The sequence below is a fragment of the Microbacterium ureisolvens genome (assembly GCF_015278315.1).
Taxonomy (GTDB): Bacteria; Actinomycetota; Actinomycetes; order Actinomycetales; family Microbacteriaceae; genus Microbacterium; species Microbacterium ureisolvens.
The window spans coordinates 13,996-29,313 of record NZ_JADIJE010000015.1 but is presented as its reverse complement, the minus strand read 5'-3'; the positions used below and the strand labels follow the sequence as shown (position 1 = coordinate 29,313).

The 15,318-nt window shown below is 71.1% G+C and carries 13 protein-coding genes; 8 read left to right on the top strand and 5 right to left on the bottom strand.

Going from position 1 to position 15,318, the window contains the following annotated elements:
- Nucleotides 1-38: 38 nt before the first annotated feature.
- From IM767_RS18325 to IM767_RS18295, 7 genes are read left to right on the top strand one after another with little or no spacing between them, the layout of a single operon-like run.
- Nucleotides 39-1,553 (top strand): ABC transporter substrate-binding protein, encoded by a 1,515-nt coding sequence (locus tag IM767_RS18325; RefSeq protein ID WP_109210016.1) that lies wholly within the window; start codon nucleotides 39-41, stop codon nucleotides 1,551-1,553.
- Nucleotides 1,550-2,500, top strand: a complete 951-nt coding sequence (locus IM767_RS18320) for an ABC transporter permease (RefSeq protein WP_109210015.1) — start codon at nucleotides 1,550-1,552, stop codon at nucleotides 2,498-2,500. Before IM767_RS18325 ends, IM767_RS18320 begins: the two co-directional genes overlap by 4 nt.
- A gap of 32 nt (nucleotides 2,501-2,532) precedes the next feature.
- A complete protein-coding gene (locus tag IM767_RS18315) occupies nucleotides 2,533-3,462 on the top strand; it encodes an ABC transporter permease (protein WP_194398939.1) in 930 nt (309 codons plus the stop codon).
- On the top strand, nucleotides 3,459-4,289 hold the full coding sequence (locus IM767_RS18310) for an ATP-binding cassette domain-containing protein (RefSeq protein WP_109210014.1): 831 nt from the start codon (nucleotides 3,459-3,461) through the stop codon (nucleotides 4,287-4,289). Before IM767_RS18315 ends, IM767_RS18310 begins: the two co-directional genes overlap by 4 nt.
- Nucleotides 4,286-5,095: an ABC transporter ATP-binding protein gene (locus IM767_RS18305; protein WP_109210013.1), complete on the top strand. Its 810-nt coding sequence runs from the start codon at nucleotides 4,286-4,288 to the stop codon at nucleotides 5,093-5,095. Before IM767_RS18310 ends, IM767_RS18305 begins: the two co-directional genes overlap by 4 nt.
- Before the next feature lie 52 nt (nucleotides 5,096-5,147).
- Nucleotides 5,148-6,224, top strand: coding sequence for a M4 family metallopeptidase (locus IM767_RS18300; protein ID WP_109210012.1), 1,077 nt, complete (start codon nucleotides 5,148-5,150; stop codon nucleotides 6,222-6,224).
- A complete protein-coding gene (locus tag IM767_RS18295; protein ID WP_198426133.1) occupies nucleotides 6,196-6,552 on the top strand; it encodes a protealysin inhibitor emfourin in 357 nt (118 codons plus the stop codon). Before IM767_RS18300 ends, IM767_RS18295 begins: the two co-directional genes overlap by 29 nt.
- Before the next feature lie 28 nt (nucleotides 6,553-6,580).
- Here the strand turns inward: IM767_RS18295 and IM767_RS21200 are convergent, their stop codons facing one another.
- The 5 genes from IM767_RS21200 to IM767_RS18270 form a co-directional block, all read right to left on the bottom strand.
- The gene (locus IM767_RS21200) at nucleotides 6,581-10,711 is read right to left on the bottom strand and encodes a vWA domain-containing protein (RefSeq protein WP_162564257.1); all 4,131 of its coding nucleotides are present in this window, start codon (nucleotides 10,709-10,711) and stop codon (nucleotides 6,581-6,583) included.
- Nucleotides 10,712-10,772: 61 nt separating this feature from the next.
- A complete protein-coding gene (locus tag IM767_RS18285) occupies nucleotides 10,773-11,396 on the bottom strand; it encodes a GNAT family N-acetyltransferase (RefSeq protein ID WP_109210009.1) in 624 nt (207 codons plus the stop codon).
- 14 nt (nucleotides 11,397-11,410) lie between these two features.
- Nucleotides 11,411-12,124 carry a uracil-DNA glycosylase gene (locus IM767_RS18280; RefSeq protein WP_109210008.1) on the bottom strand — a complete coding sequence of 238 codons (714 nt, stop codon included), beginning with the start codon at nucleotides 12,122-12,124 and terminating at the stop codon, nucleotides 11,411-11,413.
- Between the two features lies 1 nt (nucleotide 12,125).
- Complete coding sequence (locus IM767_RS18275; protein ID WP_109210007.1) at nucleotides 12,126-12,995, bottom strand: alanyl-tRNA editing protein; 870 nt, start codon at nucleotides 12,993-12,995, stop codon at nucleotides 12,126-12,128.
- Entirely contained in the window at nucleotides 12,992-13,780 is a 789-nt protein-coding gene (locus tag IM767_RS18270) for an SDR family oxidoreductase (RefSeq protein WP_194398932.1), read from the bottom strand. Before IM767_RS18270 ends, IM767_RS18275 begins: the two co-directional genes overlap by 4 nt.
- Before the next feature lie 158 nt (nucleotides 13,781-13,938).
- On the opposite strand from IM767_RS18270, the gene IM767_RS18265 reads away from it, so the two are divergent.
- Nucleotides 13,939-15,261, top strand: a complete 1,323-nt coding sequence (locus IM767_RS18265; RefSeq protein ID WP_109210005.1) for a bifunctional o-acetylhomoserine/o-acetylserine sulfhydrylase — start codon at nucleotides 13,939-13,941, stop codon at nucleotides 15,259-15,261.
- Nucleotides 15,262-15,318: the final 57 nt, after the last annotated feature.

Here is a 15,318-nt window from a genome sequence, read left to right as displayed (position 1 = left end):
CCGCACAGCACACGGGACCCTCCCCCGAAAGGACCTCCATGCTCCGCCGCCCCACCCTCGTCGCCGCATCACTGCTCACCGCGGGTCTTCTCGCGCTGACCGCCTGCAGCGGTGGAGGCGAGGAGGCCGCCCCGACGGCGACCGGAGCACCCGACCCCGACGCGTCGGTGGCGATCCGCCTGGTGCTGGAGCCCGGCAACCTCGACATCCGCCAGACCGCGGGGTCCGCCCTCGACCAGATCCTGGTCGACAACATCTACCAGGGCCTCGTGGCGCGCACGCCCGAACAGGACATCGTGCCGTCGCTCGCGAGCGACTGGACCGTCTCGCCCGACGGGCTGACGTACACGTTCACCCTCCGCGAGGGCGTGACCTTCCACGACGGTCAGGCGCTCACGCCGCAGGACGTGGTGTGGTCGCTCACGACCCGCCGCGACACGCCGGAGTGGCGCGACTCGGCCCGGCTCGCGAACGTCACCACGATCGCCGCCGAGGGCCAGGACATCACCCTCACCCTCAGCGCGCCCGACTCGTCGCTGCTGTGGAACCTCACCGGCCGCGCCGGCATCGTCCTCAAGGAGGGCGACGCCGTCGACTACAAGACGGCGGCGAACGGCACCGGGCCGTTCGTGCTCGACGACTGGCGCCAGGGCGACAGCATCACGCTCGTGCGCAACGACGCGTACTGGGGCGATCAGGCCGGGGTGGCCGAGGTCGTGTTCGACTACATCCCCGACAACCAGGCGGCCCTCAACGCCGCACTCGCGGGCGAGGTCGACGTGCTGACCGGCTTCGACGCCAACCTGCAGGAGCAGGTCGAGGCGAACGGCGACTTCGCACTGGTGCTCGGCCAGTCCACCGACAAGGGCACGCTCGCCTTCAACCAGGCTCCGGGCAGCCCGCTGGAGGACGAGCGCGTCCGCCAGGCCATCCGGCAGGCGATCGACCACGACGCCATCATCGAGGCGCTGGCGTCGGGTCAGACGCAGTTCGGGCCGATCCCCGAGCTCGATCCCGGCTACGAGAACCTCGAAGACGTCGCCCCCTACGACCCGGAGGCGGCTCGTGCGCTCCTCGAGGAGGCAGGCGCCGAGGATCTCGAGCTCACGCTCACCATCCCGAGCTTCTACTCCACCACGATCCCGCAGATCCTCGTGTCGGACCTCGACGAGGTGGGCATCACCCTCGAGGTCGACTCGGTCGACTTCACCACCTGGCTCACCGAGGTCTACACCAACCACGACTACGAGCTGAGCTTCGTGCTGCACACCGAGGCGCGCGACTTCGAGAACTGGGCCGACCCCGACTACTACTTCACCTACGACAACCCCGAGGTGCAGGACCTGTACGCGCAGTCGCTCGCCGCCACCGACGAGGCAGAGGCGGCCGACCTGCTCGAGCAGGCCGCGCGCATCGTGTCGGAGGACCACGCCGCGGACTGGCTCTACAACGGGGCCTCCGTCGTGGCGGTCGGCACTAACATCACCGGTATGCCCTCGATCAACGTGAACGAGCGCCTGAACCTCGCCGAGATCGCCAAGAGCAACGGGTGATCCGGTACACGCTGACCCGATTCGCCCTGCTTCTGCTCGGGCTGCTCGTCGCCAGCGTGCTGATCTTCCTCACCCTCCGCGTGCTCCCGGGTGACATCGCCCACCTCATCGCCGGGGTGGGCAGCACCGCGGAGCAGCGCGACGCGATCCGCGACCAGCTGGGTCTGGACCGATCGCTGCCCGAGCAGTACCTCGACTGGATCGGCGGGCTGCTGCGCGGCGATCTCGGCACGTCGCTGCTGACCGGCACGAGCGTCGTGGACGAGCTCGTGGAGAAGGCCGAGGTGACCGTGCCCCTCGGCATCCTGTCGCTGCTGATCGCCGTGATCATCAGCGTCCCCCTCGGGGTGCTGTCGGCGATGCGCCGCGGGCGCGCGTCGGGCACCGGGCTCAGCGTCGGCGCTCAGGCGCTGGCGGCGGTGCCGGTGGTCTGGGCGGGCATGATGCTCGTCGTCGTCTTCGCCGTATGGCTCGGGTGGCTCCCGGCACAGGGCTTCCCCCGCTCCGGATGGGACGACCCCTGGGCGGCGCTGCGCTCGCTCATCCTCCCCGCCCTCACGATCGGCATCGTCGAGGGCGCCATGCTGCTGCGGTTCGTGCGCAGCGCTACGCTCCAGGCCGTCGGGCAGGACTTCGTGCGCACCGCCGCGGCGAAGGGCCTCACGCGCGACCAGGCGCTCATCCGCCACGGGCTTCCGGTGGTGGGCCTGTCCGTCATCACGGTGCTCGGCCTGCAGGTGGCCGGCATCATCGTCGGCGCGGTCGTCATCGAGCAGCTCTTCTCACTCCCCGGCATCGGCCGCATGCTCGTCGCCGACGTGGCCGCCCGCGATCTGCCGAAGGTGCAGGGCGAGCTGCTGGCCCTCACCGGGTTCGTGCTGATCGTCGGCTTCGTCGTCGACCTCGTGCACCGCACCATCGACCCCCGGCAGCGGGAGGCGTCGTGACCCGTTCGACGAACGCCTCCACCGGTGCGGAGATGCCGGATGCCGCGCCCGCGGCGCCGCCCGCATCGCGACGCCCGTCGCGGTGGGCGTGGCTCGGGCGGCTGTGGGCCCTGTCGACCGGCCGGTTCGGGCTCATCGTGGTCGCCGTGGTCGCGCTCACCGCCCTGGTCGCGCGCTTCTGGACGCCGTTCGACCCGCAGCAGGTCGAGATCTCGAACCGCTGGGCGCCGCCGGGCTGGCCGCACCTGCTCGGCACCGACGGGTCGGGACGCGACATCCTGAGCCTTCTCATGGCCGGCGCCCGCACCACGGTGTTCGTCGCGATCGGCGCCGGCCTGGTCGCCACGGTCATCGGCATCTCGCTCGCGGCTCTCGGCGCGCTCACCGTGCGGTGGGTGCGCGAGTCGGTTGCGGTGTTCGTCGACATCCTCATCGCCTTCCCCGTGCTCATCATCGCGATGATGATCTCCGCCGTGTGGGGCGGATCGCTCTGGGTGGTCATCTGGGCCGTCGGCATCGGCTTCGGGGTCAACATCGCCCGCGTGACGCGACCGGAGCTGCGGCGGGTGCTGCACAGCGACTTCGTGCTCGCGGGGCGGGCCTCGGGGCTCACCTCCGCGCAGAACCTGTGGCGCCATCTGCTGCCCAACGTCGCGCCGGTGTTCATCGTGCAGCTGTCATGGGGCATGGCGGTCGCCGTGCTCGCCGAGGCGGGCCTGTCGTATCTCGGCTTCGGGGCGCCGGTGACCGAGCCGTCGTGGGGTCTGCTGCTGGCGCAGCTGCAGCAGTTCATCGGCGTGCACCCGCTGTCGGTCGTCTGGCCGGGCCTGGCGATCACCCTCACCGTCCTCGGCCTCAACCTGCTGGGCGACGGCCTGCGCGAGGCCACCGACCCCACGCTCTCCCGCAGTCCCTTCGCGACTCGTCGCGCACGGCTGCATATCCCGGAGGTCGTCTCGTGAGCCTCGAAGTGCGCGACCTCACGATCGTCATCGGCGATCGGGTCGTCGTCGACGGCGTCTCGTTCGACGTCCCCGACGGCGCCCGCGTCGGTCTCATCGGCGAGTCCGGATCGGGCAAGTCGCTGACCGCGCTCGCGGTCCTCGGGCTCCTCCCCGACGGAGCCGCGGCGAGCGGGAGCATCCGCTGGAACGGCCGCGAGATCCTGGGGCTGTCCGACCGCGAGCTCGCGGAACTGCGCGGCGACGAGATCGGCATCGTCTTCCAGGAGCCGCGGACCGCTCTCAACCCCATCCGCACCGTGGGCCGCCAGATCGCCGAGTCCATCCGGATCCACGAAGGGCTGTCGAAGCGGGATGCCGCGACCCGGGCCATCCAGGAGGCGGATCGCGTCGCGCTCCCCGACCCGCAGCGCATCGTCGCTCGCTACTCGCACCAGCTCTCGGGGGGCCAGCGCCAGCGCGTCGCGATCGCGATGGCCCTCGCGTGCCGTCCGCGCCTGCTGATCGCCGACGAGCCGACGACGGCGCTCGACGTGACCATCCAGGCCGAGATCCTCGAGCTGCTGCAGTCGCTGGCAAGGGACGACGGCATGTCGCTCGTGTTCATCACGCACGACCTCGCGGTGCTGTCGCAGATCGCCACGCACGGCGTCGTGCTGGAGCACGGAAGGGTGGTGGAGCAGGCGCCGGTGTCTCAGCTGCTTTCGGCCCCGGCATCCGTCGTCACGCAGGAACTGCTCCGCGACGCGACCGCCACACTCTGGCGGCCCGTGGGTCGCAGCGACGCGCCGGACGTCTCGCACGAGGGGCCGGGAGGCGCGGTATGAACCTGCTGATCCGCGCGCGCGGACTGACCCGTCGGTACCCGGTCCCGAAGACGGCGCTGTTCGAGCGGCGGAGCTTCACCACCGGACTGGAGGACGCCGACCTCGACGTGCGCGAGGGCTCGGCCGTCGGGGTCATCGGCGAGTCGGGCTCGGGCAAGTCCACGCTCGTCCGGCTGCTCCTGGCACTGGACACCCCGACGGCAGGGAGCGTCGAGTTCGACGGCCGCGAGGTCGACGCCACGGCGTCGGCGCGCGCGCTGCACTGGCTGCGCCGGCAGACGGGCATCGTGTTCCAGGACCCGTACGCCTCACTCGACCCGCGCATGAGCGTCGGCCGCATCGTCGGCGAGCCGCTCTGGGCGCTCGGGATCGAGGGCGACCGCCGCGCCCGGGTGCGCGAAGTGCTCGACGACGTCGGGCTCGAGGCCGAGATGGCCGACCGGTTCCCCCACGAGTTCTCCGGCGGTCAGCGGCAGCGCATCGCCCTCGCGCGAGCGATCGTGCACCGGCCCCGGCTGCTCGTGGGCGACGAGCCGCTGTCGGCGCTCGACGTCACGGTGCGCGCGCAGATCCTGGAGCTGCTGGGCGAGCTCCGCGCTCGCGACGGGCTCACGCTCCTGCTGGTGTCGCACGACATCGGCGTGGTGCAGAACCTGTGCGACGAGGTCGTCGTGATGAAGGACGGACGCATCGTCGAGGAGGGTCCGACCGAGAAGGTGCTCCTGCAGCCTCAGGTGTCGTACACGCGCCGGCTGCTCGCATCCATCCCCGTCATCGAGTCGGGCGGGCTCCCGCCTGGTGCGTGAGGGCTCCGGAGCGGCGCCGCTCGGCGTCGGCGGCCGCCGATAGGTTCGATGCATGGCCCCCGGAATCGTCCCGCCCTACCTGCTCGCCCGTATCGCCGCCGTGCAGGAGGAAGGGTGGGCCCGCGCGGCCGAGGCGGCGCGGTCGACGCTCGCCGCCCCCCGCGAGTACCGCCCGGTGCGCTCCCGGCTGCGCCTGTCGATCCAGGAGCCGGGCACACTGGTCGCCGAGGCGACGCCCGCACCTGACCGCGAGATCTCCGACGCCCAGCAGCGCGAGGTGCTCCCCGGCGTGCCGGCGCGAGGCGAAGACGACCCCGCCACCGGCGACGCGGCCGTCGACGAGGCGTTCGACGGTCTGGGCTTCACCTTCGACTTCTGGTGGGACGCGTACGCGCGCGACAGCATCGACGGCTCGGGGAGCTCACTGCTGGCCACGGTCCACTACGGCCGCGACTACGACAACGCCTTCTGGAACGGCGAGCGCATGGTCTTCGGCGACGGCGACGGCGAGGTCTTCGTCGGCTTCACCGGCTCGCTCAGCGTCATCGCGCACGAGCTCGCCCACGGCGTGATCGAAGACGAGGGCGGCCTGCTCTACCGCGGGCAGTCCGGAGCGCTCAACGAGTCCGTCGCCGACGTCTTCGGCGCGCTCGCCGAACAGCACCACGAGGGTCAGACCGCCGACGCCGCGACCTGGCTGATCGGCGAGGGCATCTTCACCGACGCCGTGCAAGGGCGCGCTCTGCGGTCGCTCGCCGAGCCCGGCACGGCGTATGACGACGATGTGCTGGGCAAGGACCCGCAGCCCGCGCACATGCGCGACTTCGTCCACACCCGCGACGACAACGGCGGCGTGCACATCAACTCCGGCATCCCCAACCACGCGTTCTACCTCACGGCGTCCGCTTTGGGCGGCCGCGCCTGGGAGCGCGCCGGGCTCATCTGGTACCGCACGCTCACCGGGGGCACGCTGTCGTCGACGGCAGACTTCTCCATGTTCGCCCGCGCCACCCTCTCGGCCGCGGTGTCGGAGTACGGTGAGAACTCGGAGGAGGTCGACGCCGTCCGCGCCGGGTGGACGGGCGTCGGCGTGATCCCGGATGACTCACAAACCCGAAGCGAGCACTGAGGCGGCCGCCCGACCGCCGGCGGTGGAGGTCGACGTCGCGCGCACCGGCGGGATCGCCGGCATCACGCGCCGGTGGTCGGCGCAGCCACCGGCGGCGGAGGCATCCGAGTGGATCTCGCTCATCGACCGCTGCCCCTGGGACGAACCGCCTCCCGCCGAGCCGATCGCCGACGGCTTCGTGTGGTGGATCCGGGCGACATGGTCGGGAGCCGACGCCCGGGAGGCCGAACTGCCCGATCAAGACGTCGTCGGCGCGTGGCGCGAGCTCGTCGACGCCGTACGCGACTGGAGCCGGCAGAGCCCCGGATCAGAGCGCGCGGGACGCTGAACGGCCAGGGATGCGCCGGGCGCTGACCTCAGCGACGCGCCGCCCGCCGCCCCCTGCCCCACATCCACAGCACGAACCCGCCGAGCATGGTCGCCACCGCGACCCACAGCGCGGTCCACGGCGCGCTCGCGCCCGTCGGCGGCAGCGGCGCGGCCACCGTCACCGTCGCGGTGTCCGTGGCCGAGACATCGCAGGGCTCGAGTACCCGGGCGAGAGCTTGCGCGTCCGCCGCACCGCACAGCGGCACGCCGCCGGCGTCCACCGGGGACCCGGTGACGATCACGGTGTTCACGGTGTCCTCGGCGATGAAGGCCGTGCACGAGAAGAGCCACGTCTCGTCGGCGGCGTCCTCGAAGATGCTCGTGGGGGTGTCGAGCAGACCGTCTTCGTCGAGGTCTCCGGAGAGATAGGTCAGCGGCGCGCAGCGGTCATCCTGGATCGTCTCGGCGACGTTCGCGAGCGGCACGTCGCCGGTGTTGCGGACGGCGTAGCCATACGTCACGTTCCCGCCGGGGGCCACCACCAGGGTCGGAGTCGCGCTCTTCTCGATCGTCAGGGCCGGATGGAACGGCTGCACGACCTCGGCGTCGAAGTCGTACACCGGGATCTCCAGTCCGAATGTCGTGCCACCGACACCGGCGACCCCCGCGAGGTCCACGGTCTGCTCCGTGATCACCCCCGAGCACTCGTGATGCCAGACCTCGGCAGGTTCGCGGGCGAGCAGTCCGTCGCCGTCGTCGTCCCCGCCGACGAAGACCGGGTTCGCGCACGCGGGATTGGCGGGCAGGCTCACGTCGCTCAGGCTGATCTGCGCGAGCACGTCGTCGGCTGCGACCGGGCTGCGACCCACGTTGGTGACATCGAAGCTGTAGTCGACGGTGGTCCCCGCGGGGACGAGCACCTCGCTCACCGCCTTCTCCAGTCGGATCGCGGGATCGATCACGGTGACCGTCGCCGACGCGTCCGCCCCGTAGACGTTGCCGAGGGTGCCGAACGCGGTCACCGTGGCGACGTTCTCATCGGCGTCCGCCCCGTCCGGCGGCATCTCGATGACCCTCGAACACGTGAAGGTCCACGTCTCCGGCTGAGTGAGGATGACACCGTCCACGCCGTTCGCGCCGTCGATCAGACCGTTCTGGCGAAGGTCGCCGCCCACGAACTCGATGTCGACGCACTTGTCGTCGTTGATCGCGATCGGATCGAGCCCGACGTCACCGGTGTTCGTCACCGCGAACGTGTAGGTCACGGTGTCCCCAGGCCGCACCACCGGCGCGGAAGGAGTCTTCGTGAGGACGAGGGAGGGCTCGGTCACCAGCACCTGCGCGAGATCGCTGTCCTGAACCTGTTCCCCCTCGACCCCCGGGGCGGTGGGCAGGTAGGGGGTCGCCGTGACCGTCGCGGTGTTGTTCACCAGGGACGACTCGGCGCCGAGCGGCGGCGGCGTTCCCTGCTGCCGCTCGAGCACCGTCGCGCACTCGTAGGCCCAGGTCTCTCCGACCGCGAGGATGCCGTCGTCGCCTTCGTCTCCCCCGAGGAGCGTCACCGGCGCGCACTTGTCGTCGCCGAGGACCACATCCCGCAGCGGAGCCTGGCCGGTGTTGCGGACGGCGTACACGTACTCGGCCGGGCGGACATCCGGCACGTCGGGGCCGGCGACGGGCGTCGCATCGGGGTCCAGGACGACGCCGCGCACGGCGAGCTTGCGCAGATCGATGGCGGGGGTGATCACCTCCACGAGCGCCTGGTCTGTCCGCACCAGTTCCGCCCCCGCCTCCTCCCCCGCGATCAGCGGCTGGGCGATGATCTCCGCGGTGTTGACGGTGGTGTCGGAGATCGGCATCGAACATGTGAACTGCCACGTCTCGCCAGGGTTCATGAGGCCGTCGGTGTTCACGTCGCCCACGTTGAAGCCGCCCGCGAGGGTCTGCGCGACACCGGGGCAGGTGTCGTCGGTCACCCATGCCCCCACTCCGGTGTCGTTGCGCAGATCCACCGCCGGATCGACGCTGGTGTTGGTCGCCTCGTAGGTGTAGTCGACCGTCGTGCCTGGGAAGACGAGATTCTGGTCGACGGTCTTGACGAGCAGGAGCTCCGGCGTCGTGACCTCCACCGACGCTTCGTCCGTGGCCGACACGGGCGGGTTGGGTTCGGGGAACGCGACGCCGGAATCCGGATTGAGCGGTGTCCCCGCGACGGTGGCGACGTTGATGACGGATTCCGAGACTGCGGAGTCGCACGACCACGTCCACACCTCGCCGACCGCCATGACGTCGTCTCCGTCTCCGGGATCGTCGGCCCCTCGCACCGGAGTCTCGCAGGGCGGCGTGTCGTCGGCGATGACGATGCCGGACAGGCTCGTCTCTCCGACGTTCTCGGCGCGGTACGTGTAGGTGACGGTCGTGCCGGGGACGACCGTCACCTCGTCAGCGCCGTTCGCGAGCTTGTCGAGAGTGATCAGCGGCACGTAGAGGTCGACCTCGGCGGTGGCGGTCGCGAATCGATAGGCGCCCGTGGGATCGACGCCCGACACGGTTGCCACGTTCTCGATGGTCTGCGGGCCGGGCGCTCCGGCGGAGGCGTTCAGATTCCGGCCGCACGTGAACAGCCACTCCTCACCCGGGTCGAGGAGCGTGTCCTGGTCGGCGTCCCCGACGTTGAGATCGCCGCCCGGCGCCGTCACGGCCGTCACGTCGTCGCACTGATCGTCGGTCAGCTCTACCTGCGCGAGCGGGGCGTTCCCAGGGTTCGTCGCCGTATAGGTGGACGTCACGAGGGCTCCGCCATCGAGATCGCCGCGCACCACCGTCGGCGAGTTCACCTTCTCGAGAGCGATCGCGGACTGGTAGTCGAACGAGTTGAACACCGAGCACGTGCCGATCTCCGCCGCGATGCCCGTCAGGGAGAAGCTCGCCGTCGCGTCGTCCTCCTCGAGCTCGCCTTCGACGATCCTCAGGTTGCCCTCGGCATCGCGGAACTCGCACCGGTAGTCGTTGTCGGGCCCTGGGCGGCCGGGCAGGAAATCGGGCTCCATCGTCTCGACCACGTCGGCATCGCTGAGCGCATCACCCGGATCCGGCTCCCATTGGAACTGGGCGAATCCATCGGCGTTGGTCGACACCGTCGACGAGGGACCGGCGGCGCCGCTGGGCAGCACCCAGTCGAACGAACCGCCGGCCACCGTGGGCGTGACGGTCATGTCCCATCCCTCGGCAGGGACGTAGGCTGCATCGTCGGCGGACTGTGCGAGCTTGCGGATCGTCAATGAGGGCGAGCAGAGGTCGAGCACGAGGGTTCGTACGGCGTCGGCGAGCTGGTCGAAGTCGCGCACCAGGGCGACATCCGTCGTCTCGACGTCGAAGTCCGCCATGTCGTCGACGACCTCCGGCCCGGAGACCTGCGTCAGCCTCTGCACGCTTGCGGAGTTCTGGAGTGCTTCGCCCACGCCCAGCGCCAGCACTCTCGCCCCGCTCGCCTTGACGACGTTGGCGCTGGTGACGGCGCGGTCGAGCGTCTCGGCCGCAGACGCCGCGGTCCGGTCGGTGCCGACGGCGACGTCGGGTGCGGGGAACGGGTCGCCGGCCTCACCGAAGTCGTACGCCGTCGGATCGCCGTCGGTGATGAAGATGACGTAGTCGCCCGCATCGGCGGAGGTGTCATCGAGCACCTGCTGCCAGTTGGTGTACTGGTTGCTGGAGTTGGACGTGGTGTAGCTCGCGGGGTTGGAGATGCTTCCCCCGTTGAAGCGGTGGATGGTCGAGCCCGACGGCCGCGGCGGGATCGGGTTGTAGTAGCCGGCGACGGCGTCCGCCAGCACGCCGCCTCCTCCCAGGCTCGCGCCGTCCACGATCGTCCGTGGGGCGAGCTGCTCCGAGAAGGTCGCGAACTGCAGCACGCGCGCCGTCGATCCGGTGTCGGTGAACGCATCCAGGAACGCGTCCGCGGCGGTCCGGACGGACCCGACCGCGTTGGAGGACTGCACCGAGCCCGAGGCATCCAGAACGAGGGTCACCCCGAGCCCGCATTGGCGGGGGATCGAGGGGTTGTCGGCGGGCACCGCGGCGTTCGCGGGAGCGGCGCCGACGACGAGTCCGCACGCGACCAGCAGCGCTGCCGTCGAAACGGCCGCGGCGGTCCGGGCGAGGGATCGGCGGGGGCGCACGGGCCACACGATAGCGGCGCGGGTCACGTTCCGCTACGGCAAGCGCCTTCTCGCCTGTGGGCTACCCGCCGGCCGCGCGGCCGAGCAGTCCCTTCTTCTTCGACGGCTTGAGGCTCTTCTGCATGTAGATCGTGCCGAGCCAGCGGTCGAACTTGAAGCCGACCCGCCCCATGCGTCCGACCTCGACGAAGCCGAGCTTCTCGTGCAGCGCGATCGAGCCCTCAGCGCCCTTGTCGCTGATGACGGCGACCATCTCGCGGATGCCGGCCGCCTCGCAGGCGTCGATGAGTGCCTCCAGCAAGGCCCGCCCGAGGCCCTTGCCGGTCGCCGCCTGCCCCAGGTAGATCGAGTTCTCCACGGAGAACCGGTAGGCGGACTTGCTCGACATCGGCTGCACCAGCGCGTAGCCGAGGATCTGTCCGCTCGGCGACTCCGCGACCAGGAACGGAAGCCCCAGCTTGGCCAGGTGGTCGCGCTTCTTGCGCCACTGCCCGACCGACCACGTGTCCTCGTCGAAGGTCACGACCGAGTTGGTGACGTAGTAGTTGTAGATCTCGCGGATGTCGGGGATGTCGCGATCCTCGACCGGCCGGATGGCGAAGGCGAAGGGCCGCTCGCGCTCGGGCTGGCGCTGCAGGTGCCGCGGCAGCCGACGGCGGTCCTTCTCGTATTCCTCTTCGAGCATGGATCCTCCCGGAGTCAGGGGGTCAGAGGGACGACCGCCTCGGGCAGCCGCCAGTCGACGGGTTCGGCGCCCTGACGGGCGAGCAGGTCGTTCGCCCGCGAGAACGGACGCGAGCCGAAGAAGCCGCGGCTCGCCGACAGCGGCGAGGGATGGGCCGACTCGATGATCGGCGTCGAGCCCAGCATCGGCCGCAGGTTCGCGGCATCCCTCCCCCACAGGATCGCCACGAGGGGCCGGTCCCGGGCGACGAGGGTGCGGATGGCGTGCTCGGTGACCTTCTCCCAGCCCCAGCCGCGATGGGATGCCGGTGCCCCGGGCGCCACGGTCAGCACGCGGTTGAGGAGCATGACGCCCTGATCGCTCCACGCCGACAGGTCGCCGTGGCCCGCTCGCGGGATGCCGAGGTCGGCCTCGAGCTCCTGGTAGATGTTGGCGAGACTCCGCGGCAGCGGTCGCACGTGGACGTCGACGGCGAACGACAGGCCGATGGGGTGGCCCGGGGTCGGATACGGATCCTGGCCGACGATCAGCACCTTGACGTCGGGCAGCGGGCGCTGAAAGGCCCGCAGCACGCGGTCGCCCGCCGGGAGGTAGTGGCGCCCGGCGGCCACCTCTGCGCGCAGGCGCTCGCCGAGCGCCGCGATGTCGGGGGCGACCGGGGCCAGCGCGGCGGACCACTCGGGATCGAGCAGACCCGCGTCGGCGAGCTCGGGCAGGGTCATCGCCATCTCAGGCGCGCTCCACGGTCGTGGTCATGACCAGCTCGAGGCCGCCCTCGACCTCGGTCCTGGTGAACGACACGGTGGCGGCCGAGAGGTCGCCGAGCGAGGCGACGTGCGTGCCCCCGCACGGGATGCGCGCGTCGGCCCCCGGGAGCTCGCACACCCAGGTCCGCCGGTCGGCGAGGGTGTCGCCGTCGGGGTCGATGCGCACGGTGCCGCCGCCTGCGATCCAGGCGGCCAGCTGCGCGTCGACGCGCGCGGCGAGCCCGACGAGGTCGTCGAGCACGGACGGATCGAAGCCCTTGCGGCGCAGCGACTTGCCGATGCGGTACGCGTCGCGGGAGCCGTCGGGCACGATCCGCGACTGCTGGATCGCGAGGGCGTCGAAGGCGGGCGCACCCAGGGCGTCGGTGGGGGCGTCCTTGCGCCAGGCGCCGGCCAGCGCGGCGTCCAGCGCGAGGGAGGCGAGGTGGCAGGCGGTGTGCCCGGCCGACAGAGCCGCCCGGTGGTCGGGGTCGACCGTCACCTCGACGGTGTCGCCCTCGGCGACGGGGGCGTCGCCCTCGACGATGTGGGCGACGACGAACGTCCACCCCTCGGTGCCGGTGCGCACCGGCACGTCGGCGCCGAGCACGAGCTCGTCGCCCTGGGTGGCGCCGACGACCGCGTCGACCACCTCGATCGCCGTTCCGCCGATCCGCAGCGCACCGCGGTCGGCGGGCTGGTCGGGCCAGGCGGTGTCGACGGGGTGGAAGGCGGTCCGATCGAGCACGACGGCGGTGCGTCCGGCCCCGGCGTCGGCCACGTGGACGACCGTGCCGCGCGATGCGGTGTCGCCCGCCGGATAGGTGATGACGGTTCCGGCTTCGGGGATCACAGCTCCCCCGAGCCCCGCGTGCGCAGCGGGCCGCGGGCGAGCAGGTGCTGCGCGGACTGCGCGACCGGGCGCATCGTGACGAGGTCGAGGTTGACGTGCCCGGGGGCGTTCAGCGCGTACGCGATGACGTCGGCGACGTCGTCGGCCGTGAGCGGGTTCTGGACGCCCTCGTACACGCGCTCCGCCGCCACGCTGTCGCCGCCCAGGCGATTGAGGGTGAATTCGGGCGTATAGACCATGCCCGGAGCGATCTCGACCACGCGGATCGGCTCGCCGTTCAGCTCGAGGCGGAGCGCGTGCGCCAGCATCGCCTCGCCGGCCTTCGCCGCGTTGTACCCGGCGCCGCCGGCGTACGCGGTCGTCGCCGCCGTCGAGGTCACGAAGAGGGTGTCGGCGTGGCCGTCGGATGCCGCCGCCCGGCGCAGCTGCGGCAGCAGCGCGGCGACGAGCCGCTGGGCCGACAGCACGTTGGCGTCGAACATCCACTGCCAGTCTTCGACCCGGCCGTCCTCGACGCGGTCCGTGCCGCGTGCACCGCCGGCGACGTGCACGAGCGCGTGCACCGGGCCGGTGTCGGCCAGGAAGGCCGCGAGGGCCTCGACGTCGGCATCGGCGGTGAGGTCGGCGGCGAAGGCGACGGCGCCGGTGTCGGCCTCCAGCGCGGCGAGGCGGTCGGCGCGCCGCGCGACCCCCACCACGTCCCAGCCGCTCGCACGGAGGGCGCGCACCGCAGCCTCACCGATCCCCGAGCTCGCCCCGGTCACCACCGCTCGTCTGTTCGCCATGGCGTCAACGCTACCCATCCGCTCGCCGACGTCCCATTCGGGGAGCGCGACCGCGTTACGTCACATTTCCCCCACGTTGTTGACAAGTGGCCGGTTTCCGTACTCTCGAACGCGGCTGGGGGGCACGCTCCCGGCATCCGATTCCGCAGGAGCAAGCCATGTCCGCACCCGAGAACTGGCGTTTCGAGACCAAGCAGATCCACTCGGGAGCTCAGCCCGACCCGGTGACGAAGGCTCGCGCGACGCCGATCTACCAGACCACGTCGTACGTCTTCGACAACGCCGACCACGCGGCGAACCTATTCGCCCTGGCGGAGTTCGGCAACATCTACACGCGGATCCAGAACCCGACGCAGGCGGTCGTCGAGGAGCGCCTCACCGCCCTCGAGGGCGGCACCGGCGCGCTGCTGCTGGCGAGCGGCCAGGCCGCGGCCACCTTCGCGGTTCTCAACATCGCGGAGGCCGGCGACCACATCGTGTCGTCCAGCTCGATCTACGGCGGCACCTACAACCTCTTCAAGTACACGCTGGCAAAGCTCGGCATCGAGGTCACGTTCGTCGAGAACCAGGACGACCTCGAGGAGTGGCGCCGCGCCGTCCGCCCGAACACCAAGCTGTTCTTCGCCGAGACCATCGGCAACCCCAAGATCAACGTGCTCGACATCCGCGGCGTCGCCGACGTCGCCCACGAGAACGGCGTGCCGCTCATCGTCGACAACACGATCGCGACCCCGTACCTCATCAAGCCGTTCGAGCACGGCGCCGACATCGTGGTCCACTCCGCCACCAAGTTCCTCGGCGGCCACGGCACCACCATCGGCGGCGTGATCGTCGACGGCGGCACGTTCGAGTGGTCGAAGAACGTGGACAAGTTCCCGGGCCTCACCGTTCCCGACCCCTCGTACCACGGCGCGTCCTACACGGCCGCGGTGGGCGACGGCCTCGCGTACATCATCAAGGCGCGCGTGCAGCTGCTCCGCGACCTCGGCTCGGCCATCTCGCCCAACAGCGCGTGGCTGCTCATCCAGGGCATCGAGACCCTGTCGCTGCGCCTCGAGCGCCACGTGCAGAATGCGCAGGAGATCGCAGAGTGGCTCGAGAACCACTCCGACGTCGCCTCGGTGAACTACTCGGGCCTGCCCACCTCGCCCTGGTACGCCGCCGCGAACACCTACGCCCCCAAGGGCGTCGGCGCGGTGCTGTCGTTCGAGCTCAAGGGCGGCGTCGAGGCGGGCCGCGCGTTCGTCAACTCGCTGACGCTCTTCAGCCACCTCGCCAACATCGGCGACGTGCGCTCGCTCGTCATCCACCCCGCGTCGACCACGCACTCGCAGCTCACCCCCGAGCAGCAGCTCACGACCGGCGTCACGCCGGGCCTCGTGCGCCTCTCGGTGGGCCTCGAGAACATCGACGACCTGAAGGCCGACCTCGAGCAGGCGCTCGCCGCGGCACGGCGCGTGTCGGAGGCCGCTCGCGCCTGACGCCTCCTCGGTTGAATGACGGATGCCCCGTCCCGGCGCAACGCGTCGGGACGGGGC

What these genes read in the sequence shown, in the direction of transcription:
- IM767_RS18325 (WP_109210016.1), top strand. Translation starts at nt 39, where the DNA reads ATGCTCCGCCGCCCCACCCTCGTCGCCGCATCACTGCTCACCGCGGGT.
- IM767_RS18315 (WP_194398939.1), top strand. Translation starts at nt 2,533, where the DNA reads ATGCCGGATGCCGCGCCCGCGGCGCCGCCCGCATCGCGACGCCCGTCG.
- IM767_RS18305 (WP_109210013.1), top strand. Translation starts at nt 4,286, where the DNA reads ATGAACCTGCTGATCCGCGCGCGCGGACTGACCCGTCGGTACCCGGTC.
- IM767_RS18300 (WP_109210012.1), top strand. Translation starts at nt 5,148, where the DNA reads ATGGCCCCCGGAATCGTCCCGCCCTACCTGCTCGCCCGTATCGCCGCC.
- IM767_RS18295 (WP_198426133.1), top strand. Translation starts at nt 6,196, where the DNA reads ATGACTCACAAACCCGAAGCGAGCACTGAGGCGGCCGCCCGACCGCCG.
- IM767_RS18285 (WP_109210009.1), bottom strand. Translation starts at nt 11,396, where the DNA reads ATGCTCGAAGAGGAATACGAGAAGGACCGCCGTCGGCTGCCGCGGCAC.
- IM767_RS18280 (WP_109210008.1), bottom strand. Translation starts at nt 12,124, where the DNA reads ATGGCGATGACCCTGCCCGAGCTCGCCGACGCGGGTCTGCTCGATCCC.
- IM767_RS18270 (WP_194398932.1), bottom strand. Translation starts at nt 13,780, where the DNA reads ATGGCGAACAGACGAGCGGTGGTGACCGGGGCGAGCTCGGGGATCGGT.
- IM767_RS18265 (WP_109210005.1), top strand. Translation starts at nt 13,939, where the DNA reads ATGTCCGCACCCGAGAACTGGCGTTTCGAGACCAAGCAGATCCACTCG.